Here is a 26,623-nt window from a genome sequence, read left to right as displayed (position 1 = left end):
ATCGGCGCCTTTGTCGTTTGCAGCCTCTCTTCCCTCAGCGGCTAGCGGGATCGCCCCCACGCCGGACGAATGGAGACTGCCCCGTCAACTCGGTCAATGCACGAAACAGGAAGCGTGTTTCGAGCAGATTGAATATTCTCAAAAGAGTTTCCACCGCATCGATCGGTTTCACTAGGAAGTCCTTGGCGCCGAGCGACAGAGCCCTGCGCCGGGTTTCGATGGAAATATCGGCCGTCAGCACGACGATCGGAATAAAGGATGTCGGCCCGATCAGCCGGGAAAAGGTGTTCAGAAGAGCAAACCCGTCGATATGGGGCATCATCAGATCGAGCAGGATGATGTCCGGGCTCACCTCGCTGAAAAGCCGGGTGGCGTCCCTCGGATCGGTGGTCGTCGTCACCTTCTGGAACCCTTCACGGCGCAACAGGCGCTCCAGAAGTGCGACATTTGCGGCCTCGTCATCGATGACCAGAACGCTCGCCTCGGCGGCGATATCGATTTGCGGGTTCATTGCGCCATAACCTCGTCGAGCGTCTGCAGGAACTGTCTTATATCGAGCGGCTTCGCAAGAAAGCGTGTCGCCCCCTCCTGCAGCGCGCCCTGCCGCGTCACTTCCGTCGCATCGGCACTGATGACGATCACCGGTATGGCGCGCGTATCACTATCAGCCCTTAGACTTTTCAATACCTCCAGGCCACTGATATCCGGAAGATTGATGTCGAGCAGGATGAGATTCGGCCGATGCTCGCGCGCCAGCGACAATCCGAGATCGCCGAGCATGGCGGGAATGACCTTGGCGTTGCAATGGCGGGACAGCACATTTTCCAGCAGGCTCAGGCTGGCGGGATTGTCCTCGATACAGAGCACGATATCCAATCCGCGCTTGCCAGCGGGAGCATCCACAGCTCCGCTGACGGCATGACGAACCGCAACCGCCGAACCTGGCACCGCCGGTGCAAAGACGGTGAATGTCGAACCATCGACGCTGGTGGAGCTAAGCTCCAGCCTCCCGCCCATCACCTGCATCAAATGCTGCGACAAAGAGAGCCCCAACCCGGTTCCCAATGTGGCGGAACTGTCGGCACCCAGGCGCTCGAAGGGCAGAAACAGCTTTTCCTTCCGATCCTCGGCAATACCGAAGCCGGTATCGCTGATGTCGATGGCGAGCATATCGCCTTCCGCTAGCCGGGCGGAAATGCGAAGCATTCCGCCTTCGCGATTGAACTTTATCGCATTGGATAGAAGGTTCAAAAGCACCTGGAGAAGGCGCCGCCGGTCGACGATGATAGCCGCACCGGCGGCATGATCGACCTCGACGACAATGCCGACCTTGCGAGGCGCGGCAAGCGGACGGGCAAGGTCGACCGCCTCCCCGACAATCTCGCCGGCATCCAGTGTTTCGATATAGAGCTCCATCCGTCCGGCATCGATGCGAGCCAGGTCGAGCAAATCGTCAAGCAGGCTGAGCAGATGTCGGCCGGCCCTCAGAATCTGCGCCAGGCTTGCCTGCGTTTCAGGCTCTTCCAGATCCATTTCCAGAATCTGGGCAAAGCCGAGAATGGAGTTGAGGGGCGTCCTGAACTCGTGGCTCAAGCGCGAGTGAAAGGCGCTTCTGGCTTCGCTCGCTTGCTCAGCCTTATATCGGGCGGCCAGCAGCTCTTCTTCGTTGCGTTTGCGATCGGTGATATCGCGGGTAATCTTCGAAAAGCCCCGGGGATTGCCATTCTCGTCGCGAAGCGCGGTGACCACGACATTGGCCCAGAAACGCGAGCCGCCCTTGCGCACCCGCCACCCCTCGTCTTCGACGCGGCCATCGGCCTGCGCGCGCTCAAGCTCCTGGCTTGGCAGCGTATCGCGAACCTCTTGCGGATAGAATCGCGAGAAATGCTCGCCAATGATCTCGTCGGCCGTATAGCCCTTGATCCGCTCGGCGCCCGCATTCCAGCTCACCACCCGCCCCTGTTGGTCGAGCCCGAAAATTCCATAATCGTGGACGCCATCGACGAGGAGGCGGAAGCGTTCCTCGCTCTCGCGGAGCGCGCTTTCTCGTTCCTTCAGGAGTAGGCTTGCCTCCTGAAGCGCTCGCGACAGCACGCCAAGTTCGTCGCGCGCATTTTCTTTTGATGTCACCGGCTGTCCCATCGCCAGAAGGCGCGCGGTCTTTTGCAGCGAGGCAACCCGTCGGACGATGCCGTTCGACATCAGAATGATCGCCACCACGCAGCCGACCAGGCCAATAATCGCGCCAATGATCGTGATCCACTGGGCTCTGTCACGGATGGCATCCGCTTGCTTCGTCCGCTCTTCAAGAAGAGCATCCTCTCGTGCGCGCATCTGCTGAATGCGGGCGCGCAACTCGTCCAGCACCACCTTGTTGTCCACCAGCGTCCGGCGCATGTCGTCATTGATCGACTGATTGCTCCCACGGCCCTTGTCCAGCAGGTCGTTGAGGCCAGCAAGCTTCTGGAAGACCAGCGGCTCCATGCCGTCAAGGCGGGCGCGCTGCTCGGCGTCGGTTATCAACGGCCGCATGGCGGCGAAAACGCTAGGGAGTTCGGCATTGGCCTTTTCGAAAGGCGCGAGAAACGCCGCGTCTCCAGTCAAGAGATAACCGCGAACACCCGAGGCGCCCTCCGCCAGAAGCGCATGCAGCTCCAGAATGTCGGACTGGATGGCGAAGGTCACGCGCACATAATCTTCCGCGCGACGGCTTTCCCGATCGGCCAGGAACACCGATCCGAGAGCGATCAGCAGGCAGATCAATGGAAGTGCGATCACGATCACTCCCTTGCGGGCAAGAGGCTGATCGAGGAAACGAAGGGACAGGCCCGTCTTGTCGGTCATGTCGCCGGTCGTCAAAGCTCGTCCTTTCGCAGCAGGCCCGCCTGGATCGCCAGAACCGCCGCTTGCGTGCGATCATTAACCCCAAGCTTGCTCAGGATGCGCTCGACATGCACTTTCACCGTCCCCGGCGAAATCGACAGCGTTCGCGCGATACCCTTGTTGGTTTCGCCGGTGGTCAGGCTACAGAGAATTTCGCGCTCCCGGTTCGTCAGTCTCTCAATGACCGTTTCCGCCGGCGATTCACGATCTATCCTCGCCAGCATCCTGCGCATCAGATCCGTGTCGAAAAACGCCTGTCCGTCCAGCACGATGTCTATGGTGCGCAGCAGGCTCTCGCGGCTGACATCCTTGAGGAGATAGCCGCTTGCTCCAACCTTGATCGCCGCACTGAGGTAGTCGATGCTCTCATGCATGGTGAGCATGACGATCTTGGTATCGGGAGCGACTTTTCGGATTTCGGCGGCAGCCCCGAGACCGTCGAGCGGCGTCATACGGATATCGAGGAGAATGAGATCGGGGCGCAAGCGATCGCACAGCTCGACCGCCTCCAGCCCGTTCTTTGCCTGGCCGACGATGTCCAGGCTCTCCGATGTCGCAAGGACAGCGGCAATCCCCGAGCGCGCGAGATCATGGTCGTCGGCAATGACGATCGATGCAGTCTTCATGGAGACGATTCCCGGTTCAAATCGGTCGGCACTTCCGCCAGCAGCCGGGTTCCAGCGCCCGGCGCGCTGTCGATCGACAGAGTTCCGCCGACCAGCGCCAGGCGCTCGCGCATCGCCGGCAGGCCGACGCCATGTCCCCTCTCCGGCCGATGATCACCCACTGCAAAGCCGCGCCCATCGTCGGACACTGTCAGCGTGACGATCCCTTGCGCGTTTTCGGCAAGCTCAATTCGGACATGCTTGCAGGCCGCGTGCTTTTCGGCGTTGGCGAGCGCCTCCTGGGCAACGCGATAAAGGACGATCTCGACGGCACGCGGCAGCCGTGTCTCACCGAGCTGATCCGAGAAGGAGACATCCTCGATCCGCATCGAATCCAATTTCGCCCGGATCGCCGCTGAAAGACCCAGATCATCGAGCTCGGCCGGCCTGAGATCGGCGATGGCCAGCCTGATGTCGCCGACGCAGCGACGGGCAAGATCAATGCAGTTGGTCAGCTTCCGCGCGGTTTGCGCTTCGATATCCTGACCGGCGGTTGCCGCTTGCAGATGGAGAAGCAGGCTGACGAGGCTCTGGGCGACACCGTCGTGCAGATCATAGGCAACGCGGGCACGTTCTTTTTCCTGGGCGCCGATCATCTCCCCGACCAAGTGGGCAAGCATGGCTTCCCGGCTCCGCAACGCCTCCGTGAAAGCTTCGCGCTCCCGCCGGCGCCTCTTGTCGTTGAGAGCCGCCAGAAGCTGGTCTGCGACGATTTTCAGCGGTTGCCGGTCATCGTCAGTAGTCAGTGCCTGTATCTCGGGCGCAAGGGACAGAGAGATTTTGGGATCGTTTCCCTCAAGATTGACGGTAAAAACGATTCCCAAGGACGGTGTCGACGCACCGCGTTCGTACCGAATGGCCTCAACCGCCGGATCGTCGGGAAACTCGATCCGCGCGGCGGATGCGCCGCAGAAGGAACAGACAAGGGCAAGCACCTGCCGGGCGGCGATCTCGAAGTCCATTGTGTCGAGAATGGTTCGCGCCTCGACGATCAGTCTCAGGCGCGCGGCCTTTGCTTCGGACTCCCTGTAGAGCCGACGCAGTTCTCTCACGGGAGATTCTAGGTTTTCCACTGTCTCTGGTCTCTGGCATGAGCCGGAGCCTGATGCCCCGATCTTGCCTTAGATAAACGTTCCGTAAGCCGATGAACATACGCCAACCGGCATATCATTTCACCGCCGACCGGCAGATCGTTTCGCCATTTGACCAGACTTATCTTCAGGCTACCGGCGATGAGGCCGGAGAAAACAGTCAAAATTGGAGATACCCCCTTATGTATAAACTTGTCATGGTCGCCGCCGTCGCTTCTGTCCTGGCTGGCCAGGCAATGGCCGCCGAATGCACGCCGATCACCGAAAAGCAGGTGGAAGGCCTCTTCGACCGCTGGAACACGTCGCTCGCAACGCTTAGCCCGGAAAAGGTTGTCGAGAACTACGCCCCGGACGCGGTTCTCCTGCCGACGCTCTCCAACAAGCCCCGCCTGACGCAGGAAGAGCGCAAAGCCTATTTCGTAGACTTCCTGAAGAAGAAGCCACAAGGCAAGATCGATAGCCGCACGATCAAGATCGGCTGCAACGAGGCCGTCGACACCGGCACCTATACCTTCACGCTCGCCGACGGCACGAAGGTTCCGGCCCGCTATACCTTCACCTACGACTTCGAGAACGGAAAATGGCTGATCACCTCGCACCATTCTTCGGCGATGCCGGAAGCGCATAGCTAAGGCCAGACCGCAAGATGCGTCCGATGCGCCCAAAACAGGGCGCGTCGGACGTGCTTGTGCCAGCTTGATCACCGACGCATCACTGTCCGCGTGGTCACTTACAGCAACGAGGTCTGGAAACTGCTCGACAATCCCCAGCCGACATCGCTCAAGCTTGGGTAAATGCCGCGACGATTTCGAGGAAACGTTCGCCCGGCATCGACAGATCCGGCGCGCGCCAGGCAGCGGCGATCGGCAAGCTTGGCGGCTCCGGCTCGACCGGCCGGAAAACCACCCCCGGCCGCGCCACCGTCGCGATGCCTTCGGTGACAAAGCCCAGACCCACGCTGGCCGCAACAAGGCCGGTAAGCGTCGTCATCGGCGTCACCTCCTGGACGATGTGGGGGCTGATACCTTGGCCTTGGAATAGTGCGATGACGCGATCATAGATGCTGGGCCCGATAGCACGGGGCGCGATCAGAAAGGGCTCGTTTTCAAGATCGGCAACGGCGACTATCTTCCGCCGCGCCAAAGGGTGCATCGCCGGCAGCGCCAGAACCAGTTGCTGCTCCGGCAATGTTCGCGTGGTCAATTCGGACATTACCAGCGGTGGGTGCAGAACGCCGAGATCGATGTCGCCCGCCACAAGCGCGGCTTCCAACGACGGTGAGTTCATCTCGACCAACTCCACCGCCACATCCGGATAACGGCCACGGAAGACGCGAACGGCTTCGGGCAGCATTCCATAAAAGGCGATGACGGTGAAACCGAGCCGCAATCGGCCGAGTTCGCCACGCACGGCGCGAAGCGCCTGGGTTTTCGCAAGGTTTGCATTCGCGACCGCGGACCGCGCCGGCTCCAGAAAGGCTGCTCCCGCCGGCGTCAAGGCAACGTGGCGGCGGTCCCGCTCCAGCAGCGGCGTGCCGATTTCCTCCTCCAGCACGCGAATACGCTGGCTGAGCGCCGGCTGGGTGATGTTCAGCCGTTCGGCAGCCCTACGGAAATGCAACTCTTCCGCAACGCCAACGAAGCAGGCCAGGGCGCGAATATCCATTCCCCGATATCTTATAGGGATTCCTTATTACAGCAATCGATATTCCGATTTGATGCCAATCAGGATCGCGCGCATTCTTGTCTCATCGATCCGAGAAAGGAGCAAGAATGTACCGGAATCTCCTGACCCGCCATGCACTCGTCCTGTTGCTCAACTCCGCTGCTATTCAGGCGGTAGCCACAGAGTTACCTGATTTCACCGGGCGCATTTCCGCTGGCACCATCGCCGCGATTTCCGATGGCGACTTCGTCGGACAGAGCTACGCGACAGGTCGCCTCGCGCCACGGGAGGCCGGTCATCGCGACCTGCTCACCGTCATCTCGATCGCCGACGGCAAAATTATTACCGGAACCTTGCCGGCCTCCAATTCCGTCACCGCAACGCCGGAGGTCCTTGCCCTTACCCGCGACGGACGGGTAGCCTTCGTCACCGAGCGCCTCGGCGAGCGCCGGGACGGCGATGAAACGATACGCGATCTTCAGCCGGGACGGCGTCTCCTCGCCATCGACCTTACCGACAAAGCGGCCCCACGTCTTACCGATACCGCCGAAGTCGCGGACTTTCCGGAAGGATTATCCGTCAGCCCCGACGCGACGCGCCTAGCGGTCGTCTCCAATACGCCCGAGGCAAGCTTCGTGCAGATCGTGCCCTATGCAGAAGGACGCTTCGGCACGGTCGCCAATTTTGACCTGAGGGACTACGGCATTACCGGGCAAGCCAGTGGTGCTCGTGGTGGTGTAACCGCGACCAACGTCCACTGGCATCCATCCGGACGGTTCATCGCCGTCAATATCAATACGCAGAACCGCGTCGCCTTCTTCGAGGTGACGGAAAAGGATGGCAAACCGATCCTCCGGCCATGGGGAAATACCGTTGACGTCGGCGCCGATCCCTTCGTCGGCCGGTTCACCCCGGATGGCCGTTTCTATCTCACATCCGACTGGGGTCGCGATTTCACCGCGACGAATCTTGAAGGCCGGATTCCAGAGACGCCATCCTCAATCAGCGTGGTACGCCTCGCCGATCCCGGCATATCGGGCGAGGAAGCCCGCCATGAACGCATTGGCGGCGCTTCGACGGATATGGCCGCTGAAGGGCTCGCAATCAGTCCAGACGGACGGCTTGTCGCCACCGTCAACATGCGCTCGACCGCCTTCCTGCCGAGTTGGCAACGCTTCCGTCGTGAAGCAACGGTGACGTTGCTCACATTCGATCCGGAAACCGGCGCCATCGCGAAAGTGGCGGACTACCCCTTCGAAGGGGTCCTGCCAGAGGGCGGAAGCTTCGATCTTGCCGGCGATTATTTTCTCGCCACCGTCTTCCATGGTCACGACGGGGCAAATCGGGAAACCGGCGCTGGCCTCGAGGTATTCCGCGTCGTCAAAAGCGATCGTCCGGCGCTTGAACGGGTCGGACGCATTCCATTGCCTCACGGCGTTCATCACGTTGACGTGGCACGGTAAAAAGACGCCGGCTCTCCGCATAATCTTCGGGGGTCGCTAGATTTCCGGTGTGGTGGACAGCACCGCTTCCTTGAGCGCCTGAGAATAGGGATGCTGCGGATTGTCGAGAACGGTCTGCGCCTGCCCTTGCTCGACGATCTCGCCCTTCTTCATGATGACGATGCGGTCGCTGATGTAATAGGCGGTCGCAAGATCATGCGTGATGTAGATGATCGACAGGCCAAAATCCTTCTTCAGCTGACTGAAGAGATTGACGATCGCCATCCGGAGAGAGGCGTCGACCATCGAGACCGGCTCGTCGGCGACCAGAAGCCGCGGTTGCGGTATGAGCGCGCGGGCAATTGCCGTGCGCTGTAATTGCCCGCCCGACAGCTCATGGGGAAACCGGCCTTTCACCTCGGCCAAGCTCAGACCGATATGCTGCAGCGCTCTATCCGCCATGCGCTCGATTTCCTCGCGGCTTGGTCGCTGGCCGTCCGGCGCGAAACTCCTTGCCGTCTCGAAGAGATAGCGATCCACCCGCTTCAGCGGATTGAAGGCCTCGAACGGGTTTTGCAGTACCGGCTGGACCTGCCGCATGAAGGCGCGCCGCTCGGCCCTGCCATGAACCGCGACGGGGCTGCCCCGGAAATCCAGCCGTCCCTCCGTTGGCGCCGTCTGGCCGAGGATCATCGCCGCAATGGTCGACTTCCCCGACCCGGATTCGCCGACGATCGACAGGATCTCCGGCTCCTGCCCCAGCGTCAGGCTGACGTCCTTGACGGCGGTGATATGGCGCCCGCCGAGCAGACCGCCCTGCCGGTAGATCTTGGTAACATGCGAGAGCGAAAGCAGATCGTTCAAATCCGTTCTCCCGTCACTGCAAAGCAGGCCACGCGCCGATCGGGTTCCACATTGACCATCGGCGGCACCTCGCGGCTGCAAATATCCATGCGCTTCGGACATCTCGGATGAAAACGACAGCCTTCCGGCGGCATGGCGAGATTGGGCGGCCGCCCTTCCAGCGAGGGCCGGGAGCTTGCGTCGCCGATGCGCGGAAGGCTCGCGACCAGATGCTGCGTGTAGGGGTGCAGCGGCATATGGAAGAGCTTGCGGGTCGGCGCCTCCTCGACCAGGCGGCCGGCATAGACAATGCCGATACGGTCGGAGACGGCGGCATGGACGCCCATGTCATGGGTGACGAACAGGAAGGAGGACCCCATATCGCGCTGGATCTCGCGGATCATCGTCAAGACGTCGCGCTGCACGATGACATCGAGAGCCGTCGTCGGCTCGTCGGCGATGATGAACTCCGGCGTCAGGATGGTGGCAAGCGCGATCGTCATGCGCTGGCGCATGCCGCCGGACAGTTCGTGAGGATAGGCATCGAGAAGCTGGGGATCGAGTTTCAGCCGTTGCAGATGGCTGGCGACCCGTTCGAAGAAGGCGGATCTGTCCACCTTCATATGGCGAAAGGCGAAATCCGTGAAAGAGTGGCGAATGCGCCGCACGGGATTGAGCACGTTCATCGAGCCCTGCATGATGTAGGACAGATGCCGCCATCTCAGCGCCGCCCGTGCCTCCGCAGTCATACCATAGATATCCTGTGTGCCGCCGTTGAAGTGAAAGGTGACACTGCCCTCGACAACCCTCAGCGGCGGACGGATGGCGCCGGCGATGGTCTTGATGAGCGTCGTCTTGCCGCTGCTCGATTCCCCGGCGACGCCGTAAATTTCCCCGCGACCGATCGTCAGGCTGATATCGTCGACGGCGCGCACCTCGCGGTCTACGCCATAAAGGAAGGCTTTATAGTAGGCTTTGAGGTTCTTGACCTCGACCACAGCGTCCATGATCTAGCCCCCCATCCGGTTCAGCCGACTGCGCGGATCATTGTATTCGTTCATCGACATCGACAGCAGGAAGAGCGCCATGAACAGCACGATGATCGCCGCCACCGGAGCGGCAACCCACCACCATGTTCCGGCGATCAGCGCCGAATGCGCGTTCGCCCAGTAGATCATCATGCCCATGGTCGGCGTTTCGATATCCGTGAAGCCGAGCACCGACAGCGTGATTTCCATGCCGATCGACCAGATCATGTTGTTCATCGTCGTTGCGAAGACGATCGGCAGTACATAGGGCAGATGCTCCTGCACCAGGATCTTGTACATGCTCATGCCGGAATAGACGCTTTGGGTCGTAAACGGCCGGCTCTTGAGGCTGATCGCCACAGAGCGGATCAGGCGCGCGTCGTAGGACCAGCCGAGCGAGGCCATCACCACGATGAGCACGGTCCAGGTCATTCCGTCTTTCAGCACGAAGTAGAACAGGATCAGCAGCGGAAACTGTGGAATGACCATGATGCTGTCGTTGATCGCCATCAGCACCCGGTCGACGGTGCCACCGAGGTAGCCCGCCACAAGACCGACCACCAGCGAGATGATGCGGGACAGGAATGCCACCCCTATGCCGAAATAAAGCGTGTTCCTGAGAGCGGTCGTGAGCTGCCAGAAGACATCCTGCCCCCGAGACGTCGTACCGAGCCAGTAGTCACCGTCTGGCGGCATGTCAGGCGGCAGAAGATAGATGTCGGAAGGAGCATAGGGCGAAAAATAAGACAGGATCACCAGCGCGACGATCACTGCGAAAAGCAGCAGGCCGCAAAGGAATTCCGCATTCTGGCGGGCGAGGTCGCGAACGATCGTGAACATGGCCTACTCCACCCTGATGCGCGGGTCGATCAGCGGACCCAATATATCGATGATGAACACCGCGGCGGCGACACCGGCGATGGACAGTGCGCTCAGCCCCAAAACGAGGCTGTAATCACCGGCATGAACCGCCGAAATCAGCAGGTTGCCGATGCCGGGATAGCCGAAGACGATCTCCGTGATGACTGTGCCGTTGAAGACCGCGCCCAGCGACATGGCAAGGCCGGTGAACTGCGGCACCATTGCGTTGCGGGCGATGTAGGAGCGCAGGATGCGGTTCTTCGGCACGCCACCAAGTTCGGCGAAGGTCACATAATCCTCCGTGATAATGTTGGAGACCAGCGCCCGCATGCCGATCAGCCATCCGCCCGTGCCGACAAGGATCAGCGACAGCGCCGGCAGGATGGAGTGCTTCAGGATGTCGAGCACCAGTGAGAAGGAGAACTCCAGATTGGTGTTCATCTCATAGCCGCCGTTGATCGGCAGGATCGGCCAGAGATAGCCGAACAGGATGATCAGCACGAAGGCGAGAATGTAATAGGGGATCGGCTGCATCGCGATGAAGACGAGGCTGACGGCTTTCAGCACCATGCTCTTGCGGTAATAGCCCGCGAGCGCCCCGATCATATTGCCGAGGATGAAGGTGAACAGCGTCGCAACGGTCATCAGACCGATCGTCCACGGAAGGGACCGCAGGATGATGGTCGAGACCGGCGTCGGAAATGCGGAGAGAGAAGGCCCGAGATCGCCGGTCGCAAGACGCGCCCAGAAATGCACATATTGCTGCCAGAGCGAGCCCTCCATGCCGTATAGCTCGCGAAGCGACTGGCGCATGAGATCGACGGCGCGGGGATCGGACTGCCCCATTTGCTGGATGGCGCCGATACTCTGCTCGACGGGATCGATCGGGGTCATATGGGTGATGAAGAAGGTTGCGGAAATGCCGAGAAAGACAACGAGCAGGAACTGGCCGAATCGCTTCAATACGAAAATGGGATAGGACGCCATGCCGCCGCTTTCCTTGCTGCTTGCGCTTGATCACTCTTCAAAAAAGGGTCGCCGGACCCGCTTAACGCCCGGCGACAGGTGCCTGACGCGGCAGATACCGCGTCAGGGTTGGGAGGATTTATGGCTGCGCCGGCTTCAGCTTGACCATCATCAGCCGGGAATTCGCCCAATTGGGAACCGGATCGGTATAAGGGTCGGCGATCGTCGGGTAGCCTTTCCAGTAGGTGGTATCCATCGACGTGAAGACGTTGTAGGACATCAGCGGAATGGTCGGCATTTCGCGAGCGACAAGCTTCAGATAATCCTTGCCAAGCTCGATACCCTTCGGATCGTCGGCACTCACCCGACGAATATTCTCGATGATCTTGTCGAGATCCGGATTGGACCAGCGCTGCCAGTTGCGGGCAGCCTGATTTTCACCCTTTTTGGCCACGAAATCCGAATGCCAGCTGTCGAGGAAGAACGACAGGTCCGGATCGCCGCCCCATGTTTCGACACTCCAGGCAATAGCGACCTGGTAATTGCCGGGCTGGAGGCCGACCTGCCAGAGATTTACGGTCGGTACGGCCTTGGAATCGATGCCAAAGGCTGCCCATTGCTGGGCGATCAAGGTGCCCGCGCGGGTAAAGACCGAACGCGTATCGCCTTCCACCGTCAGGCGGATCTTGAAGGGCTGGCCATCCGGCGTCATCCATTTGCCGCCAACCTTCTTGAAGCCGGCCTTTTCCAGAAGCTCGGCCGCGGCCTGCGGATCTGGCTTCCACCAGCCATAACCGAAGGCCGTGCTGATCGCGGCCGGATCGGTCGGGATCTGATCCTTGTATTTGGGCTGCTTGCGCAGCATGTCGGCGACCTGCTGGCCGATCGTCGGATCATATGGCTTGATCTTGCGCTTGCCGGTATCGACTTCGAAATCCTTGAGCCAATCCTGCAACGGCGCCTGATAATCCTTCATGGCAATGGCCGTCGGCGGAACGCCAAGCGCCGAAAGCGTGGCGGTACCGCGATAGCTCGCCATGTCGACTGCCTTGATATCGATAAGCAGCGCCAGCGCCCAGCGGACATCGGCGTTACTAAACAGCGGATCCTGCGTGTTGAAGATTACCGCCGGTAGCGTCGGATCGGGATGGGCGAAGGGGAAGCCCGGAAACCAGCTTTCGACGGTCTTGGACTTCTCTTTCAGCGTGAACATGCCCTCGGGCGTGTTGTCGTGGATGATATCGAGATTATGCTCCAGCTGCGCGATGGTGCGTTTATCGGGCGGACCCGGATCGACATAGCTCACATATTTTGGACCCGGCTCGCCCAGGCGGGCAAGCGAGGTGCGCTGCCAGTCGTCACGTTTTTCCCAAGTGTACCACTTGCCCTGCGGATCAAAACTTTTCAGCTTGTAGGCGCCGAGCGAGACCGGATTGGCGAAATCATAGCGAACCGGGTCGGCAACTTTCTCAAAAACATGTTTCGGCATGATCCAGGCACCGTTCCACCGCACGGTGAAAAGAGCATGGAACCGCGAATTCGGCTGCTTGAGCTTAAAGACAACAGTATAGGGGTCCGGAGCCTCGACACTGGCGACCTGCACGGAAAAGGCAGCGCTCCAGTTCATGCCCGGATGGTCCATCTGGGTCTTCACCGTATAGACCACGTCATCGGCGGTGAATTCGACGCCGTCGCTCCAGTAGAGCCCCTTGCGTAGCTTGACCGTCATCTGGGTGAAATCGTCATTATATTGCGGCTTGTCGGCGGCGAGCGAATTGTCCCAGGCCGAGCCACCAAGCCCCTGTTCAGGGTCGATGTACCAGAGCGTATCCATCGTCAATTGCTGCAGGCCGGTTGAAACACCGCCGCCGCCATTGACCCAGATATTGAACCAACCGGGATTCTTGATCGTCCCTTCCGGATTCTCGACGATCAGCGTCTCCTTGCGTGGCAAGGTCGCATAATCTTGTGCCTTGGCCGCCGCGACCAGGCCGAACGTGGCCAGCGCGGCACCGAAAGCAAGCTTCTTCCACTTCTGCATGATCTCCTCCCTAGTTATCCATCGGACGACACGCCAAACGACATGCCGTGACTTTCAAACTCCCTGCGTTAGCCGGACCTTGAACACCTGATGTCCAAACCGGCTCGCAACAGATCACCGTACCGACATGTATCGCCTCCTCGCGACACGCCGAACGTCATTGCAGGCCGGGGCGCGTTAACCGCGTCCCGGCAGCCAACTGTCATACCGACAGCCGGATCACGTTATAGGACAGTGGCTTCAGCGTAGCGCGAAGCCGGCCATCCTCGATCTTTGCGTCACCCGTCTTGGCGGGAACGACCGCATTGGGCCGAGACGCCGTGTTGACCGCCTCAAGCTTCTCATGAACCATCTCGTACTGCTCGATGACGCGCGCGCCGGGGAAACCTTCCAGCCGGGTGTCGAGATCGAGTGCGGAGTCCAGGTGGCGGTTGACGGCAAACAGGGTGACCGTATTCCCCGTGGCGTCATGAACGGCGGAGACATCGAGATAAGGCACGTCGTCGGCCTCGTCGCTGTCATAGGTCGGACCGTCGGTGACCAGCCGAAGCGCGAAGCCGCGGCCGTATTTCGAAGCGAAATAGAGCGGATAATAGATGGTCTGCCGCCAGGCGGGACCGCCATCCTCCGTCATGATCGGCGCGATCACGTTCACGAGCTGGGCGATGCAGGCGATGCGGACCCGATCGGACCGGCGGATGAAGGTATTCAGAATACCGCCGACCTGAAGGACGTCTTCGAAATTATAGACATCTTCAAGGAGGTGCGGCGCATCCGGCCACTCGTCCCGCGCAAGGATGTCCTTGTCCTGCTGGTTCGAATGATACCAGACGTTCCATTCATCGAAGGAAATACCGATCGTCTTCTTCGAGCGCTTCTTCGCCTTGATGTAATCGATCACGCCGCCGATCGTGCCGATATAGCGGTCAAGCTTCTCCGCCTTGGCGAGATAATTCAGCGTGTTCTTCTCACGATTGGCAAAATACATATGCAGCGAGATATGGTCGGCGCTGTCGTAGCACTGTTCCAGAACCTGCGCTTCCCAGTCGGGATAGGTCTTCATTTCCGAATTGGACGAACCGCAGACGACCAGCTCCAGCGACTTGTCAAAACCGCGCATCGCCTTGGCCGTCTCGTCGGCCAGCCGGCCGTATTCGTAAGCCGACTTATGGCCAACCTGCCATGGACCGTCCATCTCGTTGCCGAGGCACCACAGTTTCACGCCATGGGGATCGGCCCAGCCATGTTTGCGGCGCAGGTCCGACCAATAGGTGCCACCCGGATGATTGCAATATTCCAGGAAGTTGCGTGCATCATCCAGACCGCGCGACCCCAGATTGACGGCCAGCATCGGCTTGGTGTTGGCCTTTTTGCACCAATCGACGAACTCGTTGACGCCGATCTGGTTGCTCTCGCGGGTACGCCAGGCAAGATCGAGACGCACGGGGCGTTCCGAACGCGGGCCTACCCCGTCTTCCCAATTGTAGGCGGATACGAAATTGCCGCCGGGATAGCGGCAGTAAGGAGAATTCAGTTCGCGAACCAGTTCGATAACGTCCTGGCGAAATCCGTCCGCATCCGCGGTCGGATGACCGGGCTCATAGATGCCCCCGTAGATCGCCCTGCCCAGATGCTCCAGAAACGAGCTGTAGAGCCGATCGTCGATATCGGCAATCCGGAAATCGCGATGGATGACTACTTGCGCCTTCACTGCTATCCTCCCGTATATGTATCAGATATTTCGTTCTTATACCTAGATGCTGATACACTTTTGGCAAGCCGTCAACGCCAATTTATGCGCCGTCCAAGCTAAAAAATCATCTTGCACTGCGGAAAATTTAGACAAAAAATAGCAATTTCAATGAATTATGTGAAAATGACCAGAGACGGCCATTCCATAGGAATGCCGGCTATATATCACAATTTGTGATTTGAATTTACGAGAGATCAATCCGCATGAGGATATCGCGACCGTAATTGCCGAAGCCGCGGCCGAATATGTTCACGCCACCCGTGTGGCGTGCATCGTCGGCGATGCCAATCCTGAGCCGGATCGAGGAATGCTGGCTGATGGCCAGGTCATCGATGGTGACATCCGAAGCGGCAACGCCGTCGATGAATGTGCCTTTTTTCGATATCCGCCAGGTCTTGAGCTTGCCGTATTGGGAGCCCTCAAGCTTCCACCAGTTCGGCGTGAAAGCACCGCGCTTGTCCCCATAGTCGCCCGGCGACATCCATGTGCCGACGGCGACGCCATTGACCCAGATGGTGATGTCCGAGGGCCAGTCGGGATTGGTTCCTGGGACCTCGGAGGAGAGCTCCATCGAGAACTCGATGGCATTGACGTTCTTGTTCAGGATCTTGGCATTGTTGGGGAATTTATACTCCACATGCCCGCGTCCGAACCAGAGCAAACCGGCCTGCATGCGCTGGGGATCAAGGAAATAGTCGGGAACATCGAGCAGGCCGATCACCCCCTCGGTCGAACAGAGGCCACACGGCGCATGGGTCTCGCAGCTCGTGTAAAGACCAATCGGCATCGCCACCTCGATCACATCCTCGTCGTGCTTCGGAGCCATGTCCTCGAAGCTGACAAGAATCTCATCATAAAGTGCTGAACAGATCTTCTGGTATCCCTTGCGGGCTTTTGCCGCCTTGGTCTCGACCAGTCCGGCCTCTTCCAGGATCATGATCCCGGTGGCAACCGTCGACTGCGGAAGGTCCAGGGCCCGCGCGATTTCATTCACATTCAGCGGGCCCTTGGAGCATAGCAACCGGAGCATGTCCACGCGCGCGGGCACGGAAAGTGCCCGCAGCGCCGCGGCATTCTCTCCGGCATAGATCGTTAGAAAGCCGCGCTTCATCGTTTCCTGCGTGCCCCATCAATTACTTTCATTTATATCAGCATTTCTGATTTAACAAGGCTATCAATGAATATGGATTGATTTCGAGCTTGGTGGGCTAATCCCCTGCGTGTGGTTATGGCTGCGCCGAATGCCCGCAGAGGAGCTCCGCCTGTTTCATCAGAGAGACCATTTCCTTTTTCAACACATGCGATCGCAGGATATCGATCGCGTGATTGAGGTTGGAACGAGGGTTGTAAAAAGTCTTGATATCCTCACCGGCCTCGCGCCTTGCCGTTTCCAGCCGCGCTTTCAATTCCCTCACTTCTGCTTTCACTATAAAGTACCGGCTCATCGCCTCGGTAAGGCCCACGTCGCTTGCATTGAGCGTCATCAATTTTCCGTCTCACTAGTGTCGATCGGCCGCACTGATCTGATTCGGATGGCAAAATCTGGATGACGGCGGTGTTTGCGACGAAGGCAAACCATTGTTGCCTCGACTTTGCCTGGACGCAATTGCAGGCAAAGCAGGTGACGGGCTACACCTCGACCATCAACATTCCCTCACGCCACTTCCCAAAGCATCCGCTATAACCGGCCATTGCGAAACGACGCAGCCGCGTGCCGCGCCGGCAATCGATCGCCCTCGCCGAAGATTCGGTTTCGCAGTGATCCCTCACCGTAAGCCGTCTTGTAGAGACCGCGATCCTGCAAGGCAGGCACGACGATGTCGATGAAATCCTCGTAGCTCTCCGGCGTCACCGTTCGCGTCAGATTGAACCCGTCGATCTCGCCTTCGGTGATCCAGCTTTCGAGCTCGTCGGCAATATCCGCAGCGTCGCCGACGATAACCGGATAGCGGCCGCCGACGGCCAATTCCTTCAGCAATTGCCGCTTGGTCCAGCCGCGCTGCTGCGCGAGCTGCGTTGCCGACTGGATGGCATTGGAGGTACCGTAGGCAATCGGATCGTCCAGCTCATAGCGGGAAAAATCGATGCCGGTGCTGGCCGCGAAATGCGCCAGTCCCGCTTCCGGGCTCGCATGGCGTAGATAATCCTCGTATTTTTCTTGTGCCGCCTGCCGCGAGCGATCCGGGATCACAGTAATCCCGACGAATATCTTCACGTCCTCCGGCCGTCGTCCCGCGTCGACGACCGCCTGTCTCAGTATGCGCGAGGTGGTCCGTGCCGCATTCTTGTCGGTCGCGGTGATGAAGACGCATTCGGCATGCCTTGCCGCGAACTGGCGGCCGCGCGCCGACGTGCCGGCCTGATAGAGCATCGGCGTCCGCTGTATGGAGGGTTCGGAAAGATGATAGCCGTCAACCTGATAAAACGGCCCGCGATGATGGATCGGCCTGACCTTGGCGGGATCGGCGAAAATCCGTGCCTGCCGGTCGGCACGCACCGCGTCGTCGTCCCAGCTTCCTTCCCAGAGCTTGTAGAGCACCTCCAGATAATCGTCGGCGCGATCATAGCGCGTGTCATGATCCGCCTGCCCATCCTGGCCGAGCGCTCGGGCGGCGCTGTCGAGATAGCCGGTGACGATGTTCCAGCCGATGCGGCCACCCGTCAGGTGATCGAGCGTCGACATGCGGCGGGCGAAGAGATAGGGCACTTCCGAATTGAGGTTGACGGTGATGCCGAAACCGAGATGCCGCGTCACCGCCGCCATGCCGGAGACCAGAAGCAGCGGATCGTTGACCGGAAGCTGGATGGATTCGCGCAGCGTCAGGTCGACGGAGTTCTGATAGACATCATAGACGCCGACAATATCGGCAAGGAATATGCCGTCGAACAGGCCACGTTCCAGCGTCCTGGCAACCGATGTCCAATAGTCGAGCGTCTTGTACTGATCCGACCGGTCGCGTGGATGCGTCCAGAGGCCATGATTGATATGGCCGACGGAGTTCATGTTGAAGGCATTGAGGAGGATCTGTTTCTTCATGGCATCGATAACCTAGATCGCGCCGTGACGCGGCGGCAGTTTGCCATTCAGGTAGTAGTTGCCGACAGCTTGATACTTCCAGCGGACCGGATCGTGCAGCGTGTGCGTCCGCACATTGCGCCAGTAACGATCGAGATTGTCCTCCGCCAGCGTCGAGGACGTGCCGGACAGTTCGAACAGCTTGTTGGCGGCGAGCAGCCCGGCCTTCGTCGACAGGATTTTCGCTTCCGCCACGGCGATCGACGCACGCGCAACGCTCTCTTCCGTCATATCGGCCCGCGCCGCATCGACCTCAGCGGCTGCACGATCAAGCAGCGCCTGCGCCGCCCGCAGCCGCAGCCAGACATTGCCGACCTGATGCAGCGTCAGCGGATCGTCGGAGGCACGATCGACCTTGGCGTCCAACCAGGGCCGAGCGCGCTCACGGATGAAGCGCAGCATCTCCTGATAGGCGCCGAAACCGATACCGAGATCGATGGCCGCATGCATGATCTGCGCAAACGGCCCGATGGTCGTCGGCCGCTCGAAGGAGGTCTGGAACGGAACGACCCATTCCGACTCTATCCTGACCCGCTCGAACAATACCGTGCCACTGCCCGTCACACGCTGCCCGAAACCGTCCCAATCATCATGGATTGTGACGCCCGGCGCGTTCCGGGGAACGAAGGCGAGATAGGTTACAGGTCCACTCTCCTCCTCGGCAACGACCAAGGTCGGAATCCAGTGGGCGTAGATCGCGCCGGTGCAGTAGAACTTCTTTCCCTCGACATACCAGCCGCCGGGCTCGCGCACGAGCCGGGTGCGGCGCTTAAAATCGCGCTGACCGATTTCGGCGAGCGCATTGCCCAGCCGCTCGCCGGCCAGCACACGCTTGTAGAAGAAAGCCTTCTGTTCCGCGCTCCCGCCGACGCGAAGTACCTCCAGCGCGTAATAATGGTTCTGCGGAATCTGCGACAGCGACCCGTCTGCGGCACCGATGGTGACGATCGTCTGCGCGACGGTCTTCGCCGAGACGCCCGCGCCGCCATATTCGCGGGGAACGGTGATACCCCAGAGGCCGCTGCTGCTGTATTGATCGAGTTCCGCCCAGGGCAGAAGCCGCTCGCTGTCACGCGCTGAAGCGCTCGCAGCAAAGTCGGTGGCGAGCCGCGCCGCGACCTCAAGCGCCTGCGCATCGTCACGGATGATATCGGCGGGGCGGCTTGGTGGCGGCGCGGGCGAAACGGATGTGGGTGAATTGATGTCGGCCATGTCGACGCTCCTAATTCCACTGATGGCGGGCTGGGAAGACGCCGTTGAGCTGGTAATTGCCAAGCAGGTGATATTTCCAGCGCACCGGATCATGCAGCGTATGCACCCGCGCATTGCGCCAATGCCGATCGAGATTGTGCCCGGCGCGGGTTGCGGCCGAACCCGCCAGATCGAACAGCTTCTCGGTCGCCTCCAGAGCGATCTCCGTCGTCAGGATCTTTGCTTCGGCAACCGCTGCCGAAGCCCGCGCGCTAGATGCCTCGGTGATCGGCGCGCGCGCCACTTCGTCCAACACTTCGCCGGCGGCGTAGAGTAATGCCTGCGCGGCGTGGAGTTCGGTATAGAGATGGCCGATCTCGTGAATGATGGTCGGATCGTCACTTGCCGATTGCAGGCCGGAATCCATCCACGGGCGCGCATAGTCCTTGACGAAAGCGACCGTGTCCTCGATCGCTGCGCGGGCGATGCCGGCATCAATCGCCACCTGAATGAGCTGCGAGACCGGCCCGGTTATGCCCGGACGGTCGGCAAGCTGCCAGACGGGAAAGACCTGTTCTCTACCGATCGCAACATCAGTGAATTCCACCGTGCCGCTGGCTGTCGTCCGCTGGCCGAAGGAGGACCAGTCGTCGATGACGTTGACGCCGCTAGCGTCATAGGGCGCCCAGACCTGAACCGGACGATCCTGATCGTCGACGGCGCGTGTCGGTATCCAGTGCGCGAAGATGGCGCCGGTCGAATAGAAGCGCCGACCGGTCAGCCGCAGCCCGTCAGGCGTCTGGCGCAGGCGCGTCGTGCTGACATTGACGGCATTGCGGCCACGCTCCGGTCCGGCATTGCCGATGCGGTAACCCCTGAGAATATCGCCATAGAAGCGGCGCTTCTGCTCTTCCGTGCCGATCTCGCGCAACAGCGACAGCACGCCGAACTGGTTCTGCGGGATCTGGCCGAGCGCCGGATCGGCCGCACAGAGGATCTCGAAGACCTTGGCGAGCGTGACATGCGAAACTTCGGCGCCGCCATAGGCGTTCGGAACCGTGATGCCGCCAAGGCCGCTTTCCGTATAGAGATCAATCTCCTCCCAGGGGAGCCGCCGTTCGCGGTCACGCTCGGACGCCCCTGTCCGGAATTTCTCGGCCAGCGCCTCGGCAGTTTTGATTGCCTGATCGTCGGTTTCGATGAGACGTGGTGGCCATGGCGGTGCCGGCCGGCGCGGCTCCGTCGTTTCGGTGGATATAGTGTTCGAGCCCGTGGGGTAGGCGTCGGTCATGCAAAACTCCTGAGAAAACGTCAGCGTGCCCGCAGGCGGCTAACGGCATAGTCGCCGGTAAACTGCACGAGGCAGACGAGTGCGATGAGGACAACGATGACCATGGCCATCACCGTCGTGTCGTAACGTTGATAGCCGTAGCGGATCGCCATATCGCCAAGACCGCCGGCACCGATGGCGCCGGCCATGGCCGACGCACCGATCATGCTGACGATGGTGATGGTGAAGCCGCCGACGATACCGGGCAGCGCTTCCGGCAAGAGCACATGGCGAACGATATGCCAGCGACGGCAACCGATCGCCTGCGCCGCCTCGATCAACCCACCATCGACCTCGCGCAGGCTGACTTCGGCAATGCGCGCGAAGAACGGCGTGGCACTGATCGACAGGGGCACGATCGCCGCCCAGACGCCGATCGTGGTGCCGGTCAGCAACCGCGTCAGCGGCAGCAGGGCGACCAGAAGCACGATGAAGGGTGTGGCGCGGAACCCGTTGATGAGTGCCGCCAGCACCCGGTTGAGACGCGGCGCATGGATGAGGCCGCCCGGCCCCGACAACACCAGGAACACCGCCAGCGGAATACCGATCACCAGGGCAAAAACGGCGGAGACACCGACCATGACTATGGTGTCGAGCAATGCCCGCCACAGGCGTTCATACATCAACGTCGACATAGCCCAATATCCTTGTTTCATGCGCAAGGCCGTCGAGCCGCGCCAGCCTTTGGCTTTCCGGCCGACGTGTAGCGATCAGCAGGCGGCCATGGACATGGCCGTCGATCCGGTCGAGCGAACTTTGCAACAGCCGCACCGGCGCACCGATGGCGGTGGCAATGGCGGCAATATCCGGCTCCAATCCGCCCTCGCCCGTGTAGGACAGCGCAATGATCGCATCTTCGCGGCGAGCAGGATCGGCCTCCAGCCGCAGGCGCCGTGCCACATCCTCGGGAATGTCGCGATGCAACGGCTGCAACAGCGCGCGGGTGGCGTCGTGCCGCGGATTGCCAAAGACGCGCCAGACCGGACCGGATTCGACCATGCCGCCCTGCTCGAGGACGACGACATGATCGCAGATTTCGCGGATGACGCTCATCTCATGGGTGATCAGCACGATGGTGAGGTTGAGGCGGCGATTGATATCCTTCAGCAACTGCAGGATAGACAGCGTCGTCTCCGGATCAAGCGCCGATGTCGCCTCGTCGCAGAGCAGAATCTCCGGGTGATGAACCAGGGCGCGGGCAATGCCGACACGCTGCTTCTGGCCGCCGGACAGGCGTGAGGGATAGGTGTCGCGCTTGTCCTCAAGCCCGACGAGCGCCAGAACCTCTGCGACGCGCTCCTCGATCTGGCGGCGTGGCACGCCGGCCACAATCAGCGGCAGCGCGACATTGCCCCAGACGGTCTTGGCCGACAGCAGATTGAAGTGCTGGAAGATCATCCCGACCCGGCGGCGCAAGGCCACCAGCGTATCCTCATTATATCCGCCGATATCTTCTCCATCGACGAGAACACGACCGCTTGTCGGCTTTTCCAGCCGGTTGATCGTCCTGAGCAGGCTCGATTTGCCGGCACCGCTGCGCCCGATAATGCCGTAGATCGCACCCGCCGGTATATCCAGGCTGATGTCCTGCAGCGCCCGCACCGATCCGGCCGAAGAGATGTAGGTCTTGCCGATCCCCTCGAAGACGACGGAACCCGGGCGTTGCCCGAGTTCCGTGTCAGGTTCCTGCACCACCACCGGGATCCGCCCCACACGCGGGAGAGACGAGAGGTCGGCGGTAGCGATGTCGTTGTCGATTACTGCAGCCATGGCAACGTGTAGAGCTTGCTGTTGGAAGCAAAGGCCTTGTCGATAGCCTGGCGAACCGCTGGAGAGTTCTGATAGAGGGCGACGAATTCCTTCAGCGCCGGATTGTCGGCTTTGTCCTTGCGGGCGGTGAAGACGATCGCAAACTGCTTGTCGTCCACACCGGAATAAAGCAGGCCGGATGACGGGTCGAAGGCCTTGGCCGCGACGATGAAATGCGGATAGCCTTGCGCCAGATCGACATCGCCAGTGACGCGTGCAAGCTGCGGACCTTCGATTTCCTTGAAGGTCAGCTTCTTCGGATTGTCGGTGATGTCATCCAGCGTGCCTTTGAAGCCGACACCGTCGCGCAGCTTGATGAGGCCGGCCTTCTGCAACAGCAACAGGCCACGGCCCTGATTGACGGGATCATTGGCGATGGCGACCGTGCCGCCCTCGGGAATGCTGGCGAAATCCTTATGCTTCAACGAATAGAGACCGATGTTGGCAAGGACCCCTTGGCCGACGCCGACGAAATCATAGCCGCGTTCTTTGATCGCATTATCGAGGAAGGGCTTGTGCTGGAAATAATTGACGTCGATATCGCCCGACTGAAGCGCGACATTCGGCGTCGTCCAGTCGCTGAATTCGACCACCTGGATATCCAGCCCCTTGGCCTTGGCCTCCGGGACAAGCGCCTCGACTGAATCGGCGTAAACGCCCGGCACGACGCCGACTTTCAAAGTGTCGGCAAAGGCCTGGGTGGAAAGCAGCAGAGCCGCAGCCGCAAATAGATTTGCGATGGTATGTTTCATCTATGTCCCCTCGATCGAAATGGGTGAGCCAACGCTCCCTCAATGAGGATGATCATAAAGACGATAGTTTTTATGCACAAAACGTGCCGTGCCAGAATCCGGGAGCGCCGGGCAAATTTATTCCTTGATATGAGGGTATGGCGGAAAGTTTGCCGCGCAACGTTTTAACGATGCCTCCGCTGATGTGCGAGGAAGGCGAGATGCGGCAAAACATATCCCGCCATTTCGATGCGAGCATTCATCCGGTTGTTATGGTAAAAGACTATCTTCGCTGAAAAGATGTACTGCTCTTTCGTCGCGCTTCGCATGAGAGTTGATGTGCAGTCCGAACCCGGTTTGCGGTCGGCTTTCGCCCCGCAGCCTCGGCGTCCTTAAGGGGTACCCAATCCTCAAAGGCGCATCGACCCTCCGGCGACTGGACCATTGGGGGATGAGATATGCGGGTTACAGCGGTAAGTGCGGTTTTGCGCGCGCGGGCAATTGCGGGAACCTATGTGGTCATCCTGGCGTGGGACTTCGTTCCCGGACAGGACGCCAAGAAAACCGGGCTGATGGGATTTGCCATTCAGCGCGAGGAGCTCAAGGACGACGCGGTCGTCGAGCGCTATTGGATGACCGGCATCAAGCGCTTCAAGGACAAGGATAAGGGTCTGCCGCCGGGGACGCCCGTCAGCACGGCGGAGCATCCGGTGCAGAGCTTCCAATGGGCCGACTATACGGCGGAAACCGATCACACCTACCGCTACCAGATCGTCCCGGTCTACGGCACGGTGAAGATGCTGCAGCTCGACACCGCCTCGGCCGTCACCCTCGAAATCGCGACCGAGCTGGAATATCTGCTCAATCCCGACAAGAGAAACGATGAAGCCCGCCATGACGTTTACTTCAATCGCGGCGTGATCGGCTCGCAGGCCTATGCCCGCCGTTTCGGCAACCGCATGCCCAATGCCGACAATCCCATGGCCGAGGAGATGGTCTGGCTATCGCGCGGGCTCTTCGAGGCGCTCATCAAGTTCATCGGCCTTGCCGAGGATCACCGCTTCGGGCTTCGCGCGGCGCTTTATGAGTTCCATTATCAGCCGGTCGCGAATGCCTTCGCCAAAGCGGTGGAAGCTGGCGCAGACGTGAAGATCGTCTTCGATGACGAGAAGACCTACAAGGCGGCGAACGAAGCGGTTATCCACAATGCCCGGCTCGACGAGATGAAGGTGGTCATCCCGCGCACCGTGACCGAGGGCATCCGCCACAACAAGTTCATCATCCTGCTTGAGGACGAAAAGCCGATCGCGGTCTGGACGGGATCGACGAATATTTCCGACGGCGGCCTCTTCGGCCATTCGAATGTCGGTCATATCGTCTGGAGCCCGACGATCGCCGAGACCTATCTCGAATACTGGACGCTGCTGTCGCAGAACCTGACGCCGACCAAATTGCGACCGAAAAATCGCGCGCTGACGTCCCTGCCTCCTGGCCGCACCCAGCCGAACAGCGTCACACCGGTCTTCAGCGCCCGCGACGCGAAGGACAGCAGCGAATCCCTGCAATGGTATGCCGACCGGATGGGCGAGGCGCGGGAGATTTCCTGCATCACGCTCGCCTTCAACCTGGACAAGGTCTTCAGCAAGGTGATCGCCCAGGACAATGACGTGCTGCGCTATATCGTCAAGGATGACGATCTCGGTGACGGCGAGATCATCGGCCGCGACCGCGACGTTCTCTTCGCCGCCGGCGGACGCCTGGAAAGCGGCGCGCTGGCAAATTTTCTGGCGGAGCGCGACAACCCGCTCAACACCAACGATTACATCCATGATAAATTCATGCTGGTCGATCCGTTGAGCGACGATCCGCTCGTCGTCAGCGGCTCGGCAAATTTCAGCCAGCCCTCGCAGCGCATTAATGACGAGAACATGATCGTGGTCCGCGGCGATACGCGTGTCGCCGATATTTATTTTGGCGAGTTCCTGCGTATTTTTGACCATCACTACGCGCGCTACGTCATCAAGAAGCTCACCGATGCCAACAAGCAGGATCCGGATGCCGGATATTTGAAGGCAAACCCGGAAGATTGGCTACGCGGCCAGTTCGATGAACGGAGCTATAAGGCCAAGCGCCGGAGATATTTCGTCGGACCGTGAGAACTGCGACCATTCCGCTCCTTTCACCGGGGCGAAACCCAGCCTAGGTTAGGGGGACCGAACTCCAGATAAGGCTGACGCCCCATGGCAACGCACCGCTTCGCTCCAACCGCCTATCACAATGTCCTCGGCTCACTTTTCCCGGCATTGTACATCGTCGATGGCGACACCGTCATCACCGAGACGATCGACGCGGCCGGCTATGACAGGGGAAATATCCGGCAGGCCCCAGGCCCCAACCCGATGAACGGTCCGATTTTTGTCGAAGGCGCGGAGCCGGGCGATTCGCTCAAGGTCGAGATCCTCGGCATGGTCCCGACGCGCGATACGGGTTTTACCCGTAGCGTCGTTGCCGGCAATGTCGTCGATCCGGAAGACGTGCGCACGCTGCCACCGAGCGACAGGGTAATCTGGCAGATCGATCGCGAGGCTTTGACGGCCCAGCTTTCCGAGCCGGTCGCTGGTCTGGAGGCTTTGGTGCTGCCGCTGTCGCCGATGATCGGCTGCTTCGGTGTTGCCCCTTCCCTCGGCCAGGCTATTTCGACCGCAACCAGCGGTGAGTACGGCGGCAATATGGATTATCGCCTGCTCGGACCCGGCACGACGATCTGGTTTCCCGTCTCCGCGCCCGGCGCCCTTTTCTTCCTCGGTGACTGCCACGCGGTGCAAGGAGACGGCGAGATCGTAGGGACCGGCATCGAGACCACCTTCGAGGTCACGGTGCGGCTCAGCGTCGAAAAGAAGAAGACGATCGTCTGGCCGCGCGGCGAGACGGCGGACGACATTTTCACCATCGGCAATGCCCGGCCACTCGACCAGGCGCTACAGCACGCAACTAGCGAAATGCTGCGCTGGCTTGGCTCCGACTATGGCCTCGACAAGACGGCCGCCAGCCATCTGCTCGGCCAGGTCGTGCGCTACGATGTCGGCAATGTCTTCGACCCAGCCTATACGATGGCCTGCCGCGTTTCAAAGAGCTGGCTGACGCGGCGCTAAAGCAATTCCAGGAAAAGTGTGTAGCAGTTTTCCGTCCGGAATTGCGTCAAAACAAAAGGATAGAGCGGCGAAGCGATTCCATGAAGCGCTGAACAG

General features: G+C 60.2%; 23 protein-coding genes. 4 read left to right on the top strand and 19 right to left on the bottom strand.

Annotated elements, in window-relative coordinates:
* Positions 1 to 34 precede the first annotated feature (34 nt).
* The 4 genes from EX00_RS25615 to EX00_RS25600 are packed head-to-tail and all read right to left on the bottom strand — an operon-like array spanning position 35 to position 4,600.
* The gene (locus EX00_RS25615; protein WP_047464255.1) at positions 35 to 511 is read right to left on the bottom strand and encodes a response regulator; all 477 of its coding nucleotides are present in this window, start codon (positions 509 to 511) and stop codon (positions 35 to 37) included.
* A complete protein-coding gene (locus EX00_RS25610; protein ID WP_047464522.1) occupies positions 508 to 2,844 on the bottom strand; it encodes a PAS domain S-box protein in 2,337 nt (778 codons plus the stop codon). The genes EX00_RS25615 and EX00_RS25610 overlap by 4 nt, the downstream gene beginning before the upstream one ends.
* An 11-nt stretch (positions 2,845 to 2,855) precedes the next feature.
* On the bottom strand, positions 2,856 to 3,509 hold the full coding sequence (locus EX00_RS25605) for a response regulator (protein WP_047464253.1): 654 nt from the start codon (positions 3,507 to 3,509) through the stop codon (positions 2,856 to 2,858).
* Complete coding sequence (locus tag EX00_RS25600; protein ID WP_234709109.1) at positions 3,506 to 4,600, bottom strand: sensor histidine kinase; 1,095 nt, start codon at positions 4,598 to 4,600, stop codon at positions 3,506 to 3,508. Before EX00_RS25600 ends, EX00_RS25605 begins: the two co-directional genes overlap by 4 nt.
* 275 nt (positions 4,601 to 4,875) lie before the next feature.
* Here EX00_RS25600 and EX00_RS25595 point away from each other — a divergent pair, with 275 nt between their 5' ends.
* Complete coding sequence (locus tag EX00_RS25595) at positions 4,876 to 5,271, top strand: SgcJ/EcaC family oxidoreductase (RefSeq protein ID WP_202903771.1); 396 nt, start codon at positions 4,876 to 4,878, stop codon at positions 5,269 to 5,271.
* Between the two features lie 148 nt (positions 5,272 to 5,419).
* On the opposite strand, the gene EX00_RS25590 is transcribed toward EX00_RS25595, so the two are convergent.
* Positions 5,420 to 6,304, bottom strand: a complete 885-nt coding sequence (locus EX00_RS25590; protein WP_047464245.1) for a LysR family transcriptional regulator — start codon at positions 6,302 to 6,304, stop codon at positions 5,420 to 5,422.
* A gap of 107 nt (positions 6,305 to 6,411) precedes the next feature.
* On the opposite strand from EX00_RS25590, the gene EX00_RS25585 reads away from it, so the two are divergent.
* Complete coding sequence (locus EX00_RS25585; RefSeq protein ID WP_047464243.1) at positions 6,412 to 7,767, top strand: lactonase family protein; 1,356 nt, start codon at positions 6,412 to 6,414, stop codon at positions 7,765 to 7,767.
* A 36-nt stretch (positions 7,768 to 7,803) separates the two neighbouring features.
* Here EX00_RS25585 and EX00_RS25580 read toward each other — a convergent pair whose 3' ends face one another.
* From EX00_RS25580 to EX00_RS25515, 14 genes are all read right to left on the bottom strand, one after another.
* The gene (locus EX00_RS25580) at positions 7,804 to 8,610 is read right to left on the bottom strand and encodes an ABC transporter ATP-binding protein (RefSeq protein WP_047464241.1); all 807 of its coding nucleotides are present in this window, start codon (positions 8,608 to 8,610) and stop codon (positions 7,804 to 7,806) included.
* Positions 8,607 to 9,596: an ABC transporter ATP-binding protein gene (locus EX00_RS25575; RefSeq protein WP_047464240.1), complete on the bottom strand. Its 990-nt coding sequence runs from the start codon at positions 9,594 to 9,596 to the stop codon at positions 8,607 to 8,609. Before EX00_RS25575 ends, EX00_RS25580 begins: the two co-directional genes overlap by 4 nt.
* Before the next feature lie 3 nt (positions 9,597 to 9,599).
* The gene (locus tag EX00_RS25570) at positions 9,600 to 10,457 is read right to left on the bottom strand and encodes an ABC transporter permease (RefSeq protein ID WP_047464238.1); all 858 of its coding nucleotides are present in this window, start codon (positions 10,455 to 10,457) and stop codon (positions 9,600 to 9,602) included.
* Positions 10,458 to 10,460: 3 nt separating this feature from the next.
* On the bottom strand, positions 10,461 to 11,465 hold the full coding sequence (locus tag EX00_RS25565; RefSeq protein ID WP_047464236.1) for an ABC transporter permease: 1,005 nt from the start codon (positions 11,463 to 11,465) through the stop codon (positions 10,461 to 10,463).
* Between the two features lie 118 nt (positions 11,466 to 11,583).
* Positions 11,584 to 13,485: an ABC transporter substrate-binding protein gene (locus EX00_RS25560; protein WP_047464234.1), complete on the bottom strand. Its 1,902-nt coding sequence runs from the start codon at positions 13,483 to 13,485 to the stop codon at positions 11,584 to 11,586.
* A gap of 202 nt (positions 13,486 to 13,687) precedes the next feature.
* Positions 13,688 to 15,196, bottom strand: a complete 1,509-nt coding sequence (gene arfA / locus EX00_RS25555; protein ID WP_047464233.1) for an arabinosylfuranosidase ArfA — start codon at positions 15,194 to 15,196, stop codon at positions 13,688 to 13,690.
* 226 nt (positions 15,197 to 15,422) lie between these two features.
* On the bottom strand, positions 15,423 to 16,349 hold the full coding sequence (locus EX00_RS25550) for an ArsR/SmtB family transcription factor (protein WP_047464231.1): 927 nt from the start codon (positions 16,347 to 16,349) through the stop codon (positions 15,423 to 15,425).
* Between the two features lie 115 nt (positions 16,350 to 16,464).
* Positions 16,465 to 16,722, bottom strand: coding sequence for a hypothetical protein (locus EX00_RS25545; RefSeq protein WP_047464229.1), 258 nt, complete (start codon positions 16,720 to 16,722; stop codon positions 16,465 to 16,467).
* A 194-nt stretch (positions 16,723 to 16,916) separates the two neighbouring features.
* A complete protein-coding gene (locus EX00_RS25540; protein ID WP_047464227.1) occupies positions 16,917 to 18,275 on the bottom strand; it encodes an LLM class flavin-dependent oxidoreductase in 1,359 nt (452 codons plus the stop codon).
* A gap of 12 nt (positions 18,276 to 18,287) precedes the next feature.
* Positions 18,288 to 19,526: an SfnB family sulfur acquisition oxidoreductase gene (locus tag EX00_RS25535; protein WP_047464225.1), complete on the bottom strand. Its 1,239-nt coding sequence runs from the start codon at positions 19,524 to 19,526 to the stop codon at positions 18,288 to 18,290.
* A 10-nt stretch (positions 19,527 to 19,536) separates the two neighbouring features.
* Positions 19,537 to 20,796: an SfnB family sulfur acquisition oxidoreductase gene (locus EX00_RS25530; protein ID WP_047464223.1), complete on the bottom strand. Its 1,260-nt coding sequence runs from the start codon at positions 20,794 to 20,796 to the stop codon at positions 19,537 to 19,539.
* Between the two features lie 20 nt (positions 20,797 to 20,816).
* Complete coding sequence (locus tag EX00_RS25525) at positions 20,817 to 21,470, bottom strand: methionine ABC transporter permease (protein ID WP_047464221.1); 654 nt, start codon at positions 21,468 to 21,470, stop codon at positions 20,817 to 20,819.
* Positions 21,451 to 22,605 (bottom strand): methionine ABC transporter ATP-binding protein, encoded by a 1,155-nt coding sequence (locus EX00_RS25520; protein WP_047464219.1) that lies wholly within the window; start codon positions 22,603 to 22,605, stop codon positions 21,451 to 21,453. The genes EX00_RS25525 and EX00_RS25520 overlap by 20 nt, the downstream gene beginning before the upstream one ends.
* Positions 22,593 to 23,396: a MetQ/NlpA family ABC transporter substrate-binding protein gene (locus tag EX00_RS25515; protein WP_047464217.1), complete on the bottom strand. Its 804-nt coding sequence runs from the start codon at positions 23,394 to 23,396 to the stop codon at positions 22,593 to 22,595. The genes EX00_RS25520 and EX00_RS25515 overlap by 13 nt, the downstream gene beginning before the upstream one ends.
* 437 nt (positions 23,397 to 23,833) lie before the next feature.
* Between EX00_RS25515 and EX00_RS25510 the strand changes: the two genes are divergently transcribed.
* Positions 23,834 to 25,531, top strand: a complete 1,698-nt coding sequence (locus tag EX00_RS25510) for a phospholipase D-like domain-containing protein (RefSeq protein ID WP_047464216.1) — start codon at positions 23,834 to 23,836, stop codon at positions 25,529 to 25,531.
* Between the two features lie 84 nt (positions 25,532 to 25,615).
* A complete protein-coding gene (locus tag EX00_RS25505) occupies positions 25,616 to 26,527 on the top strand; it encodes an acetamidase/formamidase family protein (RefSeq protein ID WP_047464214.1) in 912 nt (303 codons plus the stop codon).
* Positions 26,528 to 26,623: the final 96 nt, after the last annotated feature.

This window comes from Martinezella rhizogenes (assembly GCF_000799715.1).
GTDB lineage: Bacteria > Pseudomonadota > Alphaproteobacteria > Rhizobiales > Rhizobiaceae > Rhizobium > Rhizobium rhizogenes_C.
Note: the sequence above shows the minus strand (reverse complement) of the source record. Positions and strands in the feature narration are given on the sequence as shown.

Excerpts from the sequence above, each read along its gene's own strand:
- EX00_RS25610 (WP_047464522.1), bottom strand. The coding sequence starts at position 2,844 with ATGACCGACAAGACGGGCCTGTCCCTTCGTTTCCTCGATCAGCCTCTT.
- EX00_RS25585 (WP_047464243.1), top strand. The coding sequence starts at position 6,412 with ATGTACCGGAATCTCCTGACCCGCCATGCACTCGTCCTGTTGCTCAAC.
- EX00_RS25560 (WP_047464234.1), bottom strand. The coding sequence starts at position 13,485 with ATGCAGAAGTGGAAGAAGCTTGCTTTCGGTGCCGCGCTGGCCACGTTC.
- EX00_RS25565 (WP_047464236.1), bottom strand. The coding sequence starts at position 11,465 with ATGGCGTCCTATCCCATTTTCGTATTGAAGCGATTCGGCCAGTTCCTG.
- EX00_RS25615 (WP_047464255.1), bottom strand. The coding sequence starts at position 511 with ATGAACCCGCAAATCGATATCGCCGCCGAGGCGAGCGTTCTGGTCATC.
- EX00_RS25525 (WP_047464221.1), bottom strand. The coding sequence starts at position 21,470 with ATGTCGACGTTGATGTATGAACGCCTGTGGCGGGCATTGCTCGACACC.
- EX00_RS25535 (WP_047464225.1), bottom strand. The coding sequence starts at position 19,526 with ATGGCCGACATCAATTCACCCACATCCGTTTCGCCCGCGCCGCCACCA.
- EX00_RS25590 (WP_047464245.1), bottom strand. The coding sequence starts at position 6,304 with ATGGATATTCGCGCCCTGGCCTGCTTCGTTGGCGTTGCGGAAGAGTTG.
- EX00_RS25545 (WP_047464229.1), bottom strand. The coding sequence starts at position 16,722 with ATGACGCTCAATGCAAGCGACGTGGGCCTTACCGAGGCGATGAGCCGG.
- EX00_RS25570 (WP_047464238.1), bottom strand. The coding sequence starts at position 10,457 with ATGTTCACGATCGTTCGCGACCTCGCCCGCCAGAATGCGGAATTCCTT.
- EX00_RS25530 (WP_047464223.1), bottom strand. The coding sequence starts at position 20,796 with ATGACCGACGCCTACCCCACGGGCTCGAACACTATATCCACCGAAACG.
- EX00_RS25540 (WP_047464227.1), bottom strand. The coding sequence starts at position 18,275 with ATGAAGAAACAGATCCTCCTCAATGCCTTCAACATGAACTCCGTCGGC.
- EX00_RS25550 (WP_047464231.1), bottom strand. The coding sequence starts at position 16,349 with ATGAAGCGCGGCTTTCTAACGATCTATGCCGGAGAGAATGCCGCGGCG.
- EX00_RS25505 (WP_047464214.1), top strand. The coding sequence starts at position 25,616 with ATGGCAACGCACCGCTTCGCTCCAACCGCCTATCACAATGTCCTCGGC.
- EX00_RS25515 (WP_047464217.1), bottom strand. The coding sequence starts at position 23,396 with ATGAAACATACCATCGCAAATCTATTTGCGGCTGCGGCTCTGCTGCTT.
- EX00_RS25605 (WP_047464253.1), bottom strand. The coding sequence starts at position 3,509 with ATGAAGACTGCATCGATCGTCATTGCCGACGACCATGATCTCGCGCGC.
- EX00_RS25595 (WP_202903771.1), top strand. The coding sequence starts at position 4,876 with ATGGCCGCCGAATGCACGCCGATCACCGAAAAGCAGGTGGAAGGCCTC.
- EX00_RS25510 (WP_047464216.1), top strand. The coding sequence starts at position 23,834 with ATGCGGGTTACAGCGGTAAGTGCGGTTTTGCGCGCGCGGGCAATTGCG.
- EX00_RS25520 (WP_047464219.1), bottom strand. The coding sequence starts at position 22,605 with ATGGCTGCAGTAATCGACAACGACATCGCTACCGCCGACCTCTCGTCT.
- EX00_RS25575 (WP_047464240.1), bottom strand. The coding sequence starts at position 9,596 with ATGGACGCTGTGGTCGAGGTCAAGAACCTCAAAGCCTACTATAAAGCC.